The 15,402-nt window shown below is 63.9% G+C and carries 16 protein-coding genes; 7 read left to right on the forward strand and 9 right to left on the reverse strand.

The annotated features are described in order from the left end of the window. Positions 1–116 precede the first annotated feature (116 nt). Positions 117–977, reverse strand: a complete 861-nt coding sequence (locus ACTIGC_RS10250) for a hypothetical protein (protein WP_439634306.1) — start codon at positions 975–977, stop codon at positions 117–119. Between the two features lie 176 nt (positions 978–1,153). Next, entirely contained in the window at positions 1,154–1,627 is a 474-nt protein-coding gene (locus ACTIGC_RS10255) for a MaoC family dehydratase (RefSeq protein WP_439634307.1), read from the reverse strand. Between the two features lie 109 nt (positions 1,628–1,736). Between ACTIGC_RS10255 and dusA the strand changes: the two genes are divergently transcribed. The 5 genes from dusA (at position 1,737) to ACTIGC_RS10280 (ending at position 7,386) form a co-directional block, all read left to right on the forward strand. Beyond that, a complete protein-coding gene (gene dusA / locus ACTIGC_RS10260) occupies positions 1,737–2,729 on the forward strand; it encodes a tRNA dihydrouridine(20/20a) synthase DusA (protein ID WP_439634308.1) in 993 nt (330 codons plus the stop codon). Next, positions 2,729–3,541 (forward strand): sulfite exporter TauE/SafE family protein, encoded by an 813-nt coding sequence (locus tag ACTIGC_RS10265; protein ID WP_439634309.1) that lies wholly within the window; start codon positions 2,729–2,731, stop codon positions 3,539–3,541. The genes dusA and ACTIGC_RS10265 overlap by 1 nt, the downstream gene beginning before the upstream one ends. A gap of 7 nt (positions 3,542–3,548) precedes the next feature. Further along, positions 3,549–4,325: a crotonase/enoyl-CoA hydratase family protein gene (locus ACTIGC_RS10270; protein ID WP_439634310.1), complete on the forward strand. Its 777-nt coding sequence runs from the start codon at positions 3,549–3,551 to the stop codon at positions 4,323–4,325. Continuing rightward, positions 4,322–5,554, forward strand: coding sequence for a TIGR03862 family flavoprotein (locus ACTIGC_RS10275; protein WP_439634311.1), 1,233 nt, complete (start codon positions 4,322–4,324; stop codon positions 5,552–5,554). Before ACTIGC_RS10270 ends, ACTIGC_RS10275 begins: the two co-directional genes overlap by 4 nt. A 137-nt stretch (positions 5,555–5,691) precedes the next feature. Beyond that, entirely contained in the window at positions 5,692–7,386 is a 1,695-nt protein-coding gene (locus ACTIGC_RS10280) for a methyl-accepting chemotaxis protein (RefSeq protein ID WP_439634312.1), read from the forward strand. 280 nt (positions 7,387–7,666) lie between these two features. On the opposite strand, the gene ACTIGC_RS10285 is transcribed toward ACTIGC_RS10280, so the two are convergent. From ACTIGC_RS10285 to ACTIGC_RS10300, 4 genes are all read right to left on the reverse strand, one after another. Continuing rightward, a complete protein-coding gene (locus ACTIGC_RS10285; RefSeq protein WP_439634313.1) occupies positions 7,667–8,539 on the reverse strand; it encodes an SDR family oxidoreductase in 873 nt (290 codons plus the stop codon). 134 nt (positions 8,540–8,673) lie between these two features. Beyond that, a complete protein-coding gene (lepB, locus tag ACTIGC_RS10290) occupies positions 8,674–9,465 on the reverse strand; it encodes a signal peptidase I (protein ID WP_439634314.1) in 792 nt (263 codons plus the stop codon). Beyond that, on the reverse strand, positions 9,462–9,791 hold the full coding sequence (locus ACTIGC_RS10295; RefSeq protein ID WP_439634315.1) for a YbjQ family protein: 330 nt from the start codon (positions 9,789–9,791) through the stop codon (positions 9,462–9,464). Before ACTIGC_RS10295 ends, lepB begins: the two co-directional genes overlap by 4 nt. A 20-nt stretch (positions 9,792–9,811) precedes the next feature. After that, positions 9,812–10,069, reverse strand: coding sequence for a hypothetical protein (locus tag ACTIGC_RS10300; protein ID WP_439634316.1), 258 nt, complete (start codon positions 10,067–10,069; stop codon positions 9,812–9,814). An 83-nt stretch (positions 10,070–10,152) separates the two neighbouring features. Here ACTIGC_RS10300 and ACTIGC_RS10305 point away from each other — a divergent pair, with 83 nt between their 5' ends. After that, positions 10,153–10,536 carry a DUF4870 family protein gene (locus ACTIGC_RS10305; protein ID WP_439634317.1) on the forward strand — a complete coding sequence of 128 codons (384 nt, stop codon included), beginning with the start codon at positions 10,153–10,155 and terminating at the stop codon, positions 10,534–10,536. Between the two features lie 7 nt (positions 10,537–10,543). Here the strand turns inward: ACTIGC_RS10305 and ACTIGC_RS10310 are convergent, their stop codons facing one another. From ACTIGC_RS10310 to ACTIGC_RS10320, 3 genes are all read right to left on the reverse strand, one after another. Next, positions 10,544–11,146, reverse strand: coding sequence for a DUF7010 family protein (locus tag ACTIGC_RS10310; RefSeq protein ID WP_439634318.1), 603 nt, complete (start codon positions 11,144–11,146; stop codon positions 10,544–10,546). Between the two features lie 527 nt (positions 11,147–11,673). Then, the gene (locus tag ACTIGC_RS10315) at positions 11,674–13,458 is read right to left on the reverse strand and encodes an acyl-CoA dehydrogenase (RefSeq protein ID WP_439634319.1); all 1,785 of its coding nucleotides are present in this window, start codon (positions 13,456–13,458) and stop codon (positions 11,674–11,676) included. A gap of 269 nt (positions 13,459–13,727) precedes the next feature. Then, a complete protein-coding gene (locus ACTIGC_RS10320) occupies positions 13,728–14,297 on the reverse strand; it encodes a hypothetical protein (RefSeq protein WP_439634320.1) in 570 nt (189 codons plus the stop codon). A 487-nt stretch (positions 14,298–14,784) separates the two neighbouring features. On the opposite strand from ACTIGC_RS10320, the gene ACTIGC_RS10325 reads away from it, so the two are divergent. Continuing rightward, the gene (locus ACTIGC_RS10325; protein WP_439634321.1) at positions 14,785–15,366 is read left to right on the forward strand and encodes a cytochrome b; all 582 of its coding nucleotides are present in this window, start codon (positions 14,785–14,787) and stop codon (positions 15,364–15,366) included. Positions 15,367–15,402: the final 36 nt, after the last annotated feature.

The following is a 15,402-nucleotide window of genomic DNA, read 5'->3' on the forward strand; positions in this document are numbered from 1 at the left end:
GTGAAGCCTCCAACGCGTATCAGACTTACGCGCGAGCAGTGTGCCGGGTTTCGAGACAAAGAAAAAGGGCGCAGCCCGGGGAAGCTGCGCCCTTGAATGAAGACCAGCCTGATGCGCTAGGGCGAAATCAGCCTGTCTTCCAGTCCGTCGCGCTCGCGCCCGCCAAAAATGGCTGCCGCGCTGGCAACAAACGCACCGAACAGCATCGCCAGTGCCGTGGCGATCGCCAGCGTCGCGCTGGCAGCGCGGGCCGTGTCGACCTCGTCGCGCGCTTCTGCGCGCGCGGCGTCCATCTGGGCGAATGCGGCCTGGACGCGGGCATCGGCTTCATTGACGCCGATGGCGGTGCGCTCGGCCACATCCTCGACCAGCCAGGCGCGGTCTTCTGCCGTCACCGAGTCCGGATCGGCGATGGCGCGGACCACAAAGCGGTCGGCTTCCTGCCGGGCGCTTGCCAGGGCCTCGGGATCGGCACCCGGCGCGCGGTAAAGCCGGTCGGTGATAATGGTAGCCGGGGCCGGCGCGCCCTCTTCGGAGTGTACGGCCGCTGCCGTCACCGCCGTTGCGCCCAGAGCGCCACCGCCAGCGGCAATGCCTGCGACCACGAACATGAAGGCGGTAGCTACCGCCCAGGTCAGGAAGCCATGCACGCTGTCACGGAAAAAGACCTCGTCTGCGTGGATGGACCAGCGCAGGCGGGTGCGTCCGGCGATATAGCCGCCCAGAACGGAAGCCAAGATCTGCGTGAAGATCAGCCAGATGATCGTGACAATGCTGATCGTGGTAAGGGACAGCCCGTCCCCGGCGAAAGGCGACATGGCGCCAAAGCCGAAGGCCGAACCCAGAATGACGAGAATGATGGTCAGCCCGCCAGCGGCGAATGCGCCGGCAAAAACGGCTGACCAGCTGATTGCCGGTCCGGCCCAGCGGGCGGGGGTAGTGGCCGCTACGGGCGCAGCGATGGGTGCATCTGTCATGTCGTGCGCCTCCTAGAAAAGAATGAGAATGAGAATGATGACGGGGATCGGAATCCCCAGGAACCACATCAGTATTGCCTTGCCCATTTCAGGTGCCTCCTCGCGCAGCTCTGCCGCGCCCTGCCAAAGATGATCAGCAGGGAAACGCGAGAAGGACGAGGCGGTTCCGGGAAGGGCTACCGAGCTTGCGCTTCGGGCGGAAACACCAGCCCCAGCCATTCGGCAACGAGGGCCGGCTTGTCCACGCCCTCTATTTCGACAGTCACCTCCATGCGCGAGAGGAAGGAGCCATCTTCGCGCGGCTCCGCCCCCAGAAAAGTGAAATGCCCGCGCACGCGCGAATTGACCGGCACCGGGGCGAGGAAGCGTATCCGGTCAAACCCGTAATTGATGGCATAGGCGCCCTCCGGCCACGGGCTTGCCTGATGGCTGAAACCGGTCAGCAGAGCGAGCGTGAAAAAGCCGAAGCTTATAGTGGTGGGGAAGGGGCCGTGCGCGGCGCACCAGTCCGGATCGGTGTACATCGGGTCTTCATCGCGCGTCACCTTGCCGAAAATGTTGAAATCCTCCTGCGTCAGCGTGGTCCAGTCCGACACGCCCATCACGCTGCCGGGTCCGAGGCCGAGCGACAGTCCTGAGTGTTGGGTCATGTGAGTGCCTCCGCGCTATGTTTCCCAAGGATAGGCGATTGGCTGCGCGGGGGAAGCTTGCCAGTGCGCCCCGTTTGCCCTTTTGCCCGCGCTGGCCTACATGGCGGACATGAGCAGGATACCGCTTTCCAGACGCTTCAGTGTCGCGCCCATGATGGACTGGACGGACCGGCATTGCCGGGCCTTCCACCGCGTGATGACACGCCGTGCGCTGCTCTATACCGAGATGGCGGTCGATCAGGCCGTCATCCACGGCGATGCCAGACGCCTGATCGGCTTTGACGATAGCGAACATCCGGTCGCCATCCAGCTGGGCGGCAGTGATCCCAAAATGCTCAGCGCCGCCGCCCGCATCGCGGAAGATTTCGGCTATGCGGAAGTCAATCTCAATGTCGGCTGCCCGTCTGACCGGGTGCAGTCGGGCACGTTCGGCGCCTGCCTGATGCGCGAGCCGCAACTGGTCGCTGATTGCCTTGCCGCCATGCGTGAGGCGGTATCGGTGCCGGTAACGGTGAAACACCGGCTCGGCGTGGACGAGCAGGACCCCGAAGAGACGCTGTTTTCCTTCGTCGAAACGGTGGCGCAGAGCGGCGTGACGAGCTTTAGCGTCCATGCCCGCAAGGCGTGGCTCAAAGGTCTGTCACCCAAAGAGAACCGGGATATCCCGCCGCTGGATTATGACATTGTACGGCGTCTGAAGGCTACGCACCCCGAGCTTGAAATCATCCTCAATGGCGGGCTGGAAAACCTCGAACACGCGCACGCCGAGATGGCGGGGCTGGACGGGGTGATGCTGGGCCGGGCGGCCTATCACACGCCCTTCATCCTCTCAGCTGTGGACAGCGTGTTCTTCGGCGAGGCGGACCCGCATGACGATCCCTTTGCCATAGTCGAAGCCTACCGGACCTATGTGGAAAGCCAGCTGGCGCGCGGCGCGCGCCTGCACGCCATCACGCGCCACATGCTGGGCCTGTTTGCCGGGATGCCCGGTGCGCGGCGCTGGCGTCAGATACTGTCGACCGACGCCAACAAGGATGGCGCGGACTGGCATGTGGTGGAACGGGCGCTTGTCGCCGTGAGGGAGGCGCGCGCGGCGGCCTGATGGAACAATACCTGATCTACCTTCTCACCCTCTTGGCCGTTGGCGCATTTGCGGGGCTGATCGCCGGGCTGTTCGGCATTGGCGGCGGGGTCGTGATGGTCCCGGCCATGTATTACACGCTGGTGTTTCTGGGATACCCTGAACACGCCATGCACGCGGCGGTGGGCACGTCTCTCGCCGTCATCGTCATCACCTCGGCACGTTCGGTGCTGGCGCACGCGAAGAAGGGGGCGGTCGATTTTGGCGTGCTCAAGACATGGTGCCCGTGGATCGTGCTCGGCGCGCTGGCAGGCTCCGCGGTTGCCGGCGCGATCCCGACGCGCGGCCTCGTTTTCATCTTTGCCATCACCGCGCTTTTGCTGTCGCTGCAGTTCTTCTTCGGGCGGGCCGACTGGAAGCTCGGCGATGATCTGCCGGGCCAGCCTGTCCGGGCGCTGCTGGCGGGCACAATCGGCATCATGTCGGCCCTGATGGGTATTGGCGGGGGCGTGTTCGGCGTCACGCTGCTCACCGTCTTTGGCCGCTCCATCCATGTCGCTGTGGCGACCGCTGCGGGCTTTGGCGTGGCGATAGGGTTTCCAGCGGCGCTGGGCTTTGTGATTACGGGCTGGAGCGTCGCAGATCGCGCGCCCTTCTCGCTCGGCTTTGTCTCCATGCCCGGCTTTGCACTGCTGGCCATCACCGCTGTTTTCGTGACGCCGCTGGGGGCGAGCCTTGCCCACCGGCTCAACGCCGCGCGCCTGCGTCAGGCATTTGCGATTGGTCTGGCCCTCGTCGCCCTCAACATGCTCCGCTCGGCGGTGTGGGGGTAAGTGATCCATGACCATCCGCTACGAGACCAGCGCGCGCATCACCATAATCACGATTGACCGGCCGGAGCGGCGCAATGCGGTGGACGGCCCGACCGCGCAGGCGCTGGCCGATGCGTTCCGCCGGTTTGACGCAGACGAAAGCGCCGACGTCGCCATCCTCACCGGCGCTGGCGGGACTTTCTGTGCCGGGGCGGACCTCAAGGCTATCGCTGAGGGGACACCCAACCGCACCGAACCGAAAGGCGACGGGCCGATGGGGCCGAGCCGCATGATGCTCTCCAAGCCGGTTATCGCAGCGATAGAGGGCCACGCGGTCGCGGGCGGGCTAGAGCTGGCATTGTGGTGCGATATGCGCGTAGCGGCCAAGACGGCCGTTTTTGGCGTGTTCTGCCGCCGGTTTGGCGTGCCGCTGATCGATGGCGGGACGGTGCGCCTGCCGCGCCTGATCGGCCAGTCGCGCGCCATGGACATGATCCTCACCGGCAGGCCCGTCGGCGCGGAGGAAGCCTACGCAATCGGCCTTGCCAACCGGCTGGCCGAGCCCGGAAAGGCGCTGGAGGCTGCGCTGACGCTCGCCCGCGAGATCGCTGCCTTCCCGCAAGCCTGCATGCGCAACGACCGGATGAGCGCGCTCACCCAGTGGAGTCTCACTGAAGAACAGGCGCTCTCCGACGAGTTTGCCCTTGGCATGAAGACCCTGCAGAGCGGCGAGACGGTGGAAGGGGCGACGCGGTTCCTGAGCGGCGAGGGCCGGGGCGGACGCTTCGACACGCCCGAGCAATGAGCCAGCGCATCGCCATTATCGGGGCAGGGCCAGCGGGCCTGATCGCGGCGGAAAAACTCGCCAGCGAGGGCTTCGCGGTCGATGTCTATGAGCGCATGCCGAGCGTGGCGCGCAAATTCCTGATGGCGGGCAGGGGCGGGCTTAACCTCACCCATTCTGAAAGCCTGGGCGCCTTTCTGGAGCGCTATGGCGCGGCACGCGAGTGGCTGGAGCCTGCCATCCGCGCCTTTTCACCTTCTGAGCTGACGGCATGGTGTGAAGGGCTGGGGCAGGCAGTGTTTACCGGGTCCAGCGGGCGCATCTTTCCCAAATCGATGAAGGCTTCGCCTCTATTACGCGCCTGGCTCGCAAGGCTGGATGCGCTGGGCGTCAATATCCACACCCGCCACACCTGGCGGGGTTTTGACGGGGCAGGCCGCTTCCTCATCGCCGGGCCGGACGGTCTGGAACGGCCGATTGAGCCCGATGCGGTGATCCTGGCGCTCGGCGGGGCAAGCTGGCCGCGACTGGGCTCGAGGGGCGACTGGACCGAGTGGCTGAAAGAGCGCGGCGTCGAAATCACGCCCTTCACGCCGTCCAATGCGGGCTTCAATGTGCGCTGGTCGGCGGTGTTTACCGAGCGCTTCGCCGGAGAGCCGCTGAAAACCGCCAGCTTCACCCATCAGGGCCGCACGATACGCGGCGAAGCCATGATTACCGCTTACGGGATGGAGGGCGGGGCCATCTATGCGCTGAGTGCGTCCCTTCGCGCTGCGATTGAGACTGAGGGCAGGGCGGTGCTAACCCTCGATCTCGCCCCTGACATATCCGAAGGGGCGCTGGCAAAACGCCTCGGCGCGGCGAAGCCCGGCCAGTCGCTCTCCAACACGCTGCGCAAGCAGGCGAGGCTTTCGCCTCTCTCTGCGGCGTTGCTGCGCGAGGCAGGCGAGGTGCCGCGTGAGCCGCAAGCACTCGCGGCGCGCATCAAGGCCTTGCCCATCACGCTGACCGGCATGCAGGGGCTCGACCGGGCCATCTCCAGCGCAGGGGGCATAGCGCGTGGCTCTGTCGATGAGCGCTTCATGCTCAAAGCGCTGCCCGGCGTATTCGTGGCGGGCGAAATGCTTGACTGGGAAGCGCCCACGGGCGGCTATCTGTTGCAAGCGTGCTTTGCCAGCGGTGTTGCGGCGGCGAGAGGGGGCGCTGACTGGCTGGCCTCGGGAAAGCCATCACACGCGAAACGCGCATAAATTATTCCGGCAAAATAATAATATTATCATATTGAAATATATATATTATTTTTTCCGTGTGCGCAGGATGATTCAGGCCGCATTAACCAACGCGCTTCAACTTTCAGGCGAATTTGGTCCTCAAGGGAGATTCCCTCATGCGCCTGTCCAACTTGCCCATCATGGGCAAACTTCTTCTGATCGTCGCGGCGATGGCGGTTGCCTTGGCCGCCCTTGGCGCATTCGCGATCTATGAAATTCACCACGTGCGCGATTCCGCCTACCGGATACACGCGGCGTCCACAGACCAGCAGCGCGCCGCCAATATGGGTGAGGCGTTGGGCGATATCCGGCGCTTCTGGTATCTGCTGGCTGTTGAGCCGGGTGAGGTCGAGCGCATTGATGGCGAGGTGCGCGCCGCGCGCGAGCGTTTCATGGCCGAATATAACGCCCTCTCGCAAGGAGCGAGTGACACGGCGCGCCGGCAGCTTGCAGCGATCAGCACGCCATTTGAGCGATTTGTCACGGCGTTCGATGCGTCCGTTACCGAATTGCGCGCGATGCGCGGTGCAGAGCGGGAGGCCATGCAGCAGCGCGTAGAGCGTTCAGTGAATGCGGCACGCACACTCGGTCTCGAGGCGCGCGCTACCGTTGACGCGTTCCAGGAATACGAAGCCGCCCACGAGCTTGCCGCGTATGAGCAGGCAGAGGCCACTGTCGTTTCAGCCCGCAATCTGATGATCATCGGCATTCTTGTCGCTCTTGCGGCGGGCGGGGCGATCAGCTTCCTGATCGGCCGCTACGGGATCGGCCAGCCCATGACCCGCGCCATTGGCCGGCTGAACACGCTGGCCGGCGGTGATCTGGAAGTGGAGATTGCCGAGACTGACCGGGGTGATGAGGTCGGCGTGCTCAACCGGGCACTGGACGCTTTCAAGCAGCAATCGATCACCGCGCGCGATCTTACTGCAGCGCAGGAAGCCGAAGCGCGCCGCAAGCTGGAACAGGCCGAGCGGGTCAACGCCCTGACCCTCAGCTTCGAAAAGGAAATCGACGAGGCCGTCGCGACACTGGCCAGCGCCGCCGAAGAGCTTCAGTCGACTGCCCAGTCCATGGCCTCCACCGCAGAGGAAAGCTCTGCCGAGACGCAAACCGTGTCCGCCAGCACCACCCAGACGGCGGCCAATGTGCAGACGGTTGCCAGTGCCGCCGAAGAGCTGACCAGCTCGATCAAGGAAGTGGCCGTCCAGATCGGGCGGACGTCTGGTATCGCTACCGATGCCACCAAGCGGGTGGATGAGGCGCTCAGCCGGATCGACGTGCTCGTCAATGCCGCCAGCGCCATTGATGAAGTGGCCGCACTCATCAGCGCCGTGACCGAGCAGACCAAGCTGCTGGCCCTCAACGCCACAATCGAGGCAGCCCGCGCTGGCGAAGCCGGCAAGGGTTTCGCGGTCGTGGCCAACGAGGTCAAGCAGCTCGCCGAGCAGACCGAGAAGGCAACCGCCACCGTTATCGAGCAGATCCGTGCCATCCAGGAAGGCACCGAGACGGCGGTCACGGCGGTGCGCAGCATCGAGCAGGTGGTTGACGAAGTCAGCCAGATCTCGACCGCTGTCGCCTCCTCTGCTGAAGAGCAGGTGGCCGTCACCGGCGAGATCAGCCGGAATGTCAACGAGGCGGCACAAGGCGCCGAAGCGGTATCCCGTTCGCTGGGCGGGCTGGAGCAGGCGGCGGGCACGACCGCAGCGGCCGCCAACCAGCTTGCCATGACCGCCTCTCAGGTTGCCGAGCGTTCGGAACGGATCAAGAGCGACATCCAGCGCTATATCCGCGACGTGCAGGCTGCCTGACGCCGCTAAACGGTACTGAAAGTGAAGCCCCGGAACCCGCAGGTTCCGGGGTTTTTTCTTTGCTCGGAGACGTCCTGATGCTCCGCGCATCCGCGCGTCGCTGCGGGCAATCCCCGATCAAGCCGGGGACAGGCAGTGCCCGGCGGCCGGTCGGCCTTGCAGGCCGCAAAGCGGCCTGAAAAGCGCGATCCCCGATCGTAGCCGGGGACGGGCCTTCGCGCCCGCGACTTTTCGCGGAACATCGCAACGCGGATGCGCTGCGGAACTACAAATTTCTCCGTCAGTGCCCCAGCGGGATGGCCATGATCTTCACGCCCGGCGGGGCAGGGGGATCATCCGGCACGAAGAAGTCGGGGAGCAATTCCACGCCCGGCTCTACCGAATACTGATCGAGATCGGTGACGCCTTCGGAGATCAGGAAGCTGTCATCAATGAGGAAATTGCCCGTGAATTTCGCTGCCGGCTTCACCAGCACCCGGTAGGCGGTCTCGGCGAGAATTTCCGGCTTGCGGCAGTTTCTGAACGCCTCTTCGCCCGCCAGTACATTGGCAATGGCGGCGGTGGCAATGGCGGTGCGCGGCCAGATCGCGTTGGCGGCGATCTTGCCCCGGAATTCCTGTGACCAGCCCAGAATGCACAGGCTCATCCCGTACTTGGCGCTGGTATAGGCCACGTGCGGGCCGAACCATTTGGCGCGCATGTCCAGCGGCGGGGAGAGGGCGAGGATGTGGGGATTTTCCGCCTTTTCAAGATAAGGCAGGCAGGCACGGGTGACGATATAGGTGCCGCGCGCATTGACCTGATGCATCAGATCCCAGCGCTTGGCCGGCGTGTCTTTCGTCGGCATGGGGAAGATGGCCGAGGCATTGTTGATGACAATGTCGATGCCACCGAAATGCTGAGCGGTCTGTTTGACCGCCGCTTCCACGCTCTCTTCGTCGCGGATATCGCACTGTATGGGCAGGGCCTTGCCGCCCGCGGCCTCAATGGCGGCGGCTGCGGTGTGGATCGTGCCTTCCAGCCTGGGGTGGGGATCAGCCGTCTTGGCCGCAATGGCGATATTGGCCCCGTCGCGCGCGCAGCGCTCCGCAATGGCCAGGCCAATGCCCCGGCTGGCCCCGGTAATGAAGATGGTCTTGCCGTGTAAATTCATCTGGCTCTCCTCCCTGTTCAGGGAGAGGAGCGTAGAGCGTTTTCACAGATTGAAAACGCTCTACCTTTCTGGACTGCCGCATTTTCGAGCCGCAAAACCGCATTGCACTTTTGCTGAAAATGCGGTGAGCGCCTTTACAGCCCGCGGAAGACCCTCCAGGGCGGGCAGGTCAGACCTTCCTCATTGCGGCAATTGGCAAAGGTGAAGAGTACGGTGAAGGCCTTGCCGACAATATTGTCGCGGTGCACATAGCCCAGCTGTGACCCGACACGGCTGTCGGCAGAGGCGTCACGATTGTCGCCCATGAGGAAATAGCTGTCGCTGGGAACACGGAAGGGGCCGACATTGTCCAGCAGGGCGTTGTCCGTGCGCTCGTAGATAATGTGGCTATTGCCGTCCGGCATGAGTTCCTCATACACGGTGACGGCGACGATCTGGCCCTCGCGCGTGCGGTAACGGATGACGTCCTGTTCCACACGCTCCATGACATCACCATTGATGATCAGGCGTCCGCCGCGCACTTCGATCGTGTCGCCGGGCAGGCCGATGACGCGCTTGATGATGTTGATGCCCTGGCGCGGGTCACGCACCACCACAACCTCGCCCCGGTCCGGACCGCCAAAATGCAATACGCGCCCGGTCCAGCTTTCGGGCAGGGCGTAGCCAATGCCCAGCGGCAAGGAGTGACGCGAATAGCCGTAGGAGAATTTGGATACCAGCACCCGGTCGCCGACCTGCAGGGCGGGCTGCATGCTCTCAGACGGGATGTGGAAAGCGGCAAACCCGAAGGTCACCAGCGCGAACCACACAGCCGCTACGCCGGCAAAAAACCGGATTGTCTCGCCAAACTCGGACACGACCCGCCGGAAAAACGTGGTCACCATGTTCTGCGGGCGCGTTTCGCCTTCGCCGGAATGATCGGTCATGTCAGCTTCACCGCCGTCCCGTAGGCCAGGATCTCGGCAGCGCCTTCAGTTATGGTGGATGTGGAAAACCGGAAGGTAACAACAGCGTCCGCCCCCAGCTCGGCTGCATGCGCGATCATGCGCGCCATGGCCTGCTCGCGTGCCTGGGCCATCAGTTCGGTGTATTCGTTCACTTCACCGCCCACCAGATTGCGCAGGCCGGCGACAAAGTCGCGGCCGAAAAAGCGGGCACGCACCACGCTGCCGCGCGCAATCCCCAGCACCTCGCCGGCCTGACGGCCGGGCACGGTGTCGGACATGGTGACGATGATTGCGGGTCTGGTCATGGCGCTTCCTTGCCTGTCATTCATGGCCTTCGTGTGGTCACACGCCAGTAGAGCAGTGCGCAGCCCACCGCAAGTAGGGCACATGGCACCATCCAGATCAGCGATTGCGGATAGGCAAGGCCTTCGCCAGTGATCACACGGCCGGCGCCAAAGGCGAGCAGACCCAGCCCGCCGGAGACCAGTGATGCGCGCTCCAGCCACAACGCTACCGGCCTGGTAACTTGATTATCCACACCAATCATGGGCGGAATATTGGCTGTGCCGCGCGGCACAACCAAGGCGAAACACCACTTCGCCTGCATTAAATTTGTGACAGTGTCGTTTCAGCGCCGCAGGCGATGACAAGGAAAGGCCTCCCCCGATGACTGACGAGCAGACCGCACACCCCGCCCCGCCCCCGGCCGCGGGCACCAATGACACCGACCGGACCTATGCGCTGGTCTGCTACATATTGCAGATATTGTCCGTAGTGACCGGGCTTACCGCCATCGTCGCGGTGATCCTGGCCTATGTGCGCATGACCGAGGCGCCCGAGTGGATAAAGAACCACTACACCTATCAGATCCGCACATTCTGGTACGGGCTGGCGGGGATGGTAATCGGCATCCTGACGGTTTGGGTGCTGGGCCTTGGCCTGCTCATCATGCTGGCCACCGCGATCTGGTTCATCATCCGCGCGGTGGTGGGGCTGATCCGTCTGACCGAAGGACGCAGCCACACCGATCCGCGCGGTTTCTGGATCTAGCGTCTGGCTAGACCGCCATCGCCTGGGCCTGCCGTGCGGGGAGCATCCCCATGCGGCGGGCAAGGCGGCTGGCATCGACATAGACGATGAACGCAGTGACCGCGTAGCAGGCCGCTACTGCCAGCGGGATATAGAGCATCTGCTGGCCGGGGAAGGCGTAATAGATCCAGAACACCAGACCGGCGCGGATGATGGCGTGGGCGCAGAACAGCGCGGTCCGCCCATAGGTCCAGCCAATGACCGGCCAGTGCAGGGATAGCCCGATGGCCAGTATGCTCATGATCACGCCCGCGCCAGCCTCTGCCGTGGCGATGAACAGCATCGGCCAGAACAGCAGCATGGCGATGAAGGTGGGCACCAGAAGCGGGCTGAGCACCGTGCGGTCCTTCATGAAGGGGATGCGGGCCAGCCACGCAAAGACCAGCGCCACCGGAAAGATCATGCCGGAAAGGCCAAAGGCCGCCTGAAGCAGCGGTACCGGCTGCATGAACTGGCTCATTACCGCCAGCGCCAGCCAGAACACCGTTCCAGCCATGATGATCGGATAGCCGCCCCGCAGACGGGCATAGGCACTGCGGCGCACATCCAGAAGTTCGTCTCTCAGGTCCATGGGTAAGGCCTCCAGCCGGGGTTGATGGTTGAACCTTATGACAAAGTATGATGCTTGTCAAAAGAACTTTGAAAAAAAAAGTACAAGCTGGGCAAAATGGCCGAAGGGCCTTGTGGCGAAGGGATGCGGACGGCCCGTGGGGCCGGAATGGGGTAGTCGGGGCAGTCTCTTGCGTGGCCTTTAAAGGGCCGTCCGCACTTGCGAGGCGCTAGTCTTCCCGTATCTCCATTAAGCCCCATGCGGGGCAGTGAGGGATGCGCCATCCATGCGGACAACCATTCAACACCCGGAGCGGGGGACGTTTCTCCCTCGCGCCGGTCTGCATCAGGCGTGTCGCGAACACGCTCTCAACCCGACCGGCAAGACGCATATTACGCCCGTGCCGGGGGGAGGGGGATAGATTGGGGAATTGATGCCGCTGAAACCCCGGACGCGCAGCGATCCGGGGCCTCTCTCCGCTTCTCCTGCGCGAGGTCCCGGGTCTCACTGCGTTCGCCCGGGATTTCAGCGTCCGGTACTAAACTGCCTCACGCACTCTCCAGCATGGTGAGACCCGGCTCGAAGAGCGGGGCGGCGCCCATGCGGATTTCGCCCATCAGGCCCGGCGCGGCGGCGAGCACCGTTTCGGCATAAATGCCCGCCAGCGCGATGCGGTTTTCAGCAAACCCCGCATCGCCTTCCGCCTCTTTCAGGCGGCGCTGGGCGGCGACTGCGCCGACGCACAAGAGCCAGCCGCCTGTCACATCGCCGGTCAGTTTCAGGAAGGCGGTCGAGCCGGCCAGCCGGTCTTCCATGTCTGCGGACGCCATCCACTGGACGGCCTCTTCCAGCGCGTCCACTGCCGCGGCGAGGCGTGCCGCCAGCTCCGGCAAAGCCGGGTTGGAGGAGGTCTCGCAATCTTCCACCGTCTGGCGGATATCCTCGATCAGCTCGGCAAAGGCGAGCCCGCCCTCCATGGACAGCTTGCGGCCCGACAGATCGATCGCCTGGATGCCGTTCGTGCCCTCATAGATCGGGGCGATGCGCGCATCGCGGTAATGCTGGGCGGCGCCGGTTTCCTCGATAAAGCCCATCCCGCCATGGATCTGCACGCCCAGCGAGGCCACTTCCACGCCCAGATCGGTAGACCACGCCTTGGCGACGGGGATGAGCAGCTCCTCACGCCGTCGCGCCCAGGCGGCTTCGTCCTCATCGCCATGGTGCTCGGCCAGATCGCCTTCCACTGCGGCGTGGAAGCAGATAGCGCGGGCTGCCTCGATTTTTGCTTTCATCAGGGAGAGCATGCGGCGCACATCGGGATGATCGATGATGGCGTGCGGGGCAGGGCCTTCGGCGCCCGGCGCCCGGCCCTGACGGCGCTCTTTTGCAAACTCAAACGCCTGCTGATAGGCGCGCTCGGCGATGCCGACGCCCTGCACGCCCACATTCAGGCGCGCCGAGTTCATCATGGTGAACATGGCGGCCATGCCCCGGTTTTCCTCGCCAATCAGCCAGCCGGTCGCGTTCGCGTATTCCATCGTGCAGGTGGGCGAGCCGTGAATGCCCATCTTGTGTTCCAGGCCAATGGCCTTCGCTCCGTTTCGCTTGCCCGGATTGCCGTTTTCATCGGGGATGAATTTCGGCACCAAGAAGAGCGAGATGCCCTTCGTGCCGGCCGGGCTGTCTGGCGTGCGCGCCAGCACCAGATGGATGATGTTCTCCGCGCAGTCATGCTCGCCCCAGGTGATGAAAATCTTCTGGCCGGAAACCGCCCAGCTGCCATCGCCATTGGGTTCCGCCTTGGTGCGCAGCGCGCCGACATCAGAGCCTGCCTGCGGCTCGGTGAGGTTCATTGTCGCCGACCATTCACCCGAAATGATTTTCGGCAGATAGAGCGCGCGCTGCTCATCCGAACCATGGGCAATCAGCGCCTCGATGGCGCCAAAGGAGAGCATCGGGCCAAGGCCAAAGCTCATCGAGGCGCTCTGCAGCATCTCCATCAGCGCGCAGCCCAGCGCGCGTGGCAGGCCCATGCCGCCATGCTCGGTGCCAAACTGCAGGCCCTGCCAGCCGCCTTCGACGAATTTGGCATAGGCCGCCGGGAAGCCGTCCGGGGTTTTCACCTCGCCGTCTTTCAGCGTGCAGCCCTGCTGGTCTGACGGCCAGTTCAGCGGCGCGATCACGTCATTGCACAGCTTTGCCGCCTCTTCGAGGATCGCGCCGGTCAGATCGCCGGAAAATTCCGGGAAGGCGCCGGTGGCGCGCACGCTGTCGAGCGCCGCGATTTCCTCAAGGCTGAAACGGATGTCGCGGACGGGCGCGCGATAGCTCATGGATGGTCTCCCCGGTTCATTTTTGCGATGCACAACATAGCGCGGCGCGCGCCGAACGCGAGGGCGAAGCTGCGCGGCAGATGGGCGCGGACCAACGGGATTTGCTTTCGCTCCCCCTTCGTCATTCCCGCGCAGGCGGGAATCCAGACGATCATAAGGCTCTGCCGGTTGCCAGCTGGCTCTGGGTTCCCGGCGGAGTTTATCCCCGCGCAGGCGGGGGCGGGAACAACGATAAGAGGGGCAGCGGTTTGGGGCAGGCGGAGAGACTCCTACTTCGGGTCGGGACAGCCGGTAAGCATGCTGAAAGTGCTGGGCCGGACCGGCGGTCGATACTCCGGCCTCTCCGGCCAGCCCCGATGAAGCTCCACGCTCACGCGGGGATGGTCCGGGGACAGACCGAGACAGGAACCGAGCTCTTCGCGAAATCCCAAGCCAATTAACTGCGCCGTCGCACATCCGCTAGCGTCATGTGCCAGCACGAAGTCACCTGCATACTCCAGGTCGAACCGGCAGATGCGTCCAGTTTCTCCGGAATAGAGTTTTGAAAATGCAATTGTCTGCCAAGCAAAAACGGGAAGGCTGCAGGAAGTTTCTTCGCCATCGCTGATGGCGCGGACGTATGACGGGGCACTAACCATTCGTGCGCGCATCCACACCGGCAATCTGATGTCACAATCCAGCAGCGGCCTTGCTGCCGTGTCCGCATCCCTAATCGCCAGTGACAGGGCGAGTTCCCGTCCGCCTTCTGTGGCACGGGCATCCAGCAGCCAGGCCGCTCCAAATGCCGCCGCGAGAACGGCGAAACCTGCGATCAGAATTGCGCCCAGCAGCCGCAGCATGACCGGCCTCCCTGTTCACAACCCTACAAGGGCCGGGCGGGGTTGGCACAGAAAAAATGGACCATGTGCCTCTTCGTCATTCCCGCGCAGGCGGGAATCCAGTTTTTAGTTCCGCAACGCATCCGCGTTGCGATGTTCCGCGAATACCCGCCTACGCGGGCACAGGCAGTCGCGGGCGCGCGTTCGCGCTTTTCAGGCCGCTTTGCGGCCTGCGACCGGCCGCCGGGCACTGCCTGTCCCCGGCTCGATCGGGGATTGCCCGCAGCGACGCGCGGATGCGCGGAGCACCACCAAAACCGCAATCCAGCCCATCGGGGAAAGAGTGTTGTTTGCGCCGCTCCAGAATGGGCTAGCGCATTGAAGAGGCGACGGAACTCTGGCCGCAACAACTCATTTCAGAGCCATTTCCCGCCTTCGCGCTTGCGAAGGGCTGGCGGTGGCGGCAGGCTTGCCTCATATAGCCGGAACAACAGGGATGGGCGAAACAATGAGCACCACCGGACACCCCCGCTACACGGCTGTGGCCATAGCGCTCCACTGGCTGATGGCCGCGCTGCTGGCCGGCATGATCTTCATGGGCTGGCAGATGGAGGACATGCGCGAAATGGCGCTGGCGGGCGAGATGAGCTTCGCCGAGGTGCAGGCCTATTATAACTGGCACAAGACAATCGGGATCAGCCTTCTGGTGCTGGCGCTGGTCCGTCTTGGCTGGCGGCTGACGCACAAGGTTCCGCCCCTGCCCGCCACCATGAAGCCGTGGGAAGCAATAGCCGCGCGCGCCACGCATATCGCTTTCTACGCGGTGATGATAGGCATGCCGCTGGTCGGCTGGCTGACCGCCTCGGCGACGAATTTTCCCTCCTACATCGCCAATAACCCCGCGCTGGAACTGCCGCACCTGCCGGTGCCCAATGAGGCCTACGAGCCGCTGGGGTCGATCCACAGCGCCGGTGCCTGGGTGATCCTCGCGCTGCTGGCCCTGCATGTCGGCGCGGCGCTGAAACATCATTTCGTCAACAGGGACGATGTGCTGACGCGCATGATCCCCTTCCTGAAATCCCGCGTATAACTACAAGAAAAACAATCCTTTTACGGAGAGCTCCCC

The organism is Glycocaulis sp. (assembly GCF_051859565.1).
Taxonomy (GTDB): Bacteria; Pseudomonadota; Alphaproteobacteria; order Caulobacterales; family Maricaulaceae; genus Glycocaulis.

Bases quoted from the DNA above. Each gene is read 5' to 3' on its own strand.
- ACTIGC_RS10250 (WP_439634306.1), bottom strand. From the start codon at position 977: ATGACAGATGCACCCATCGCTGCGCCCGTAGCGGCCACTACCCCCGCC.
- ACTIGC_RS10255 (WP_439634307.1), bottom strand. From the start codon at position 1,627: ATGACCCAACACTCAGGACTGTCGCTCGGCCTCGGACCCGGCAGCGTG.
- dusA (WP_439634308.1), top strand. From the start codon at position 1,737: ATGAGCAGGATACCGCTTTCCAGACGCTTCAGTGTCGCGCCCATGATG.
- ACTIGC_RS10265 (WP_439634309.1), top strand. From the start codon at position 2,729: ATGGAACAATACCTGATCTACCTTCTCACCCTCTTGGCCGTTGGCGCA.
- ACTIGC_RS10270 (WP_439634310.1), top strand. From the start codon at position 3,549: ATGACCATCCGCTACGAGACCAGCGCGCGCATCACCATAATCACGATT.
- ACTIGC_RS10275 (WP_439634311.1), top strand. From the start codon at position 4,322: ATGAGCCAGCGCATCGCCATTATCGGGGCAGGGCCAGCGGGCCTGATC.
- ACTIGC_RS10280 (WP_439634312.1), top strand. From the start codon at position 5,692: ATGCGCCTGTCCAACTTGCCCATCATGGGCAAACTTCTTCTGATCGTC.
- ACTIGC_RS10285 (WP_439634313.1), bottom strand. From the start codon at position 8,539: ATGAATTTACACGGCAAGACCATCTTCATTACCGGGGCCAGCCGGGGC.
- lepB (WP_439634314.1), bottom strand. From the start codon at position 9,465: ATGACCGATCATTCCGGCGAAGGCGAAACGCGCCCGCAGAACATGGTG.
- ACTIGC_RS10295 (WP_439634315.1), bottom strand. From the start codon at position 9,791: ATGACCAGACCCGCAATCATCGTCACCATGTCCGACACCGTGCCCGGC.
- ACTIGC_RS10305 (WP_439634317.1), top strand. From the start codon at position 10,153: ATGACTGACGAGCAGACCGCACACCCCGCCCCGCCCCCGGCCGCGGGC.
- ACTIGC_RS10310 (WP_439634318.1), bottom strand. From the start codon at position 11,146: ATGGACCTGAGAGACGAACTTCTGGATGTGCGCCGCAGTGCCTATGCC.
- ACTIGC_RS10315 (WP_439634319.1), bottom strand. From the start codon at position 13,458: ATGAGCTATCGCGCGCCCGTCCGCGACATCCGTTTCAGCCTTGAGGAA.
- ACTIGC_RS10320 (WP_439634320.1), bottom strand. From the start codon at position 14,297: ATGCTGCGGCTGCTGGGCGCAATTCTGATCGCAGGTTTCGCCGTTCTC.
- ACTIGC_RS10325 (WP_439634321.1), top strand. From the start codon at position 14,785: ATGAGCACCACCGGACACCCCCGCTACACGGCTGTGGCCATAGCGCTC.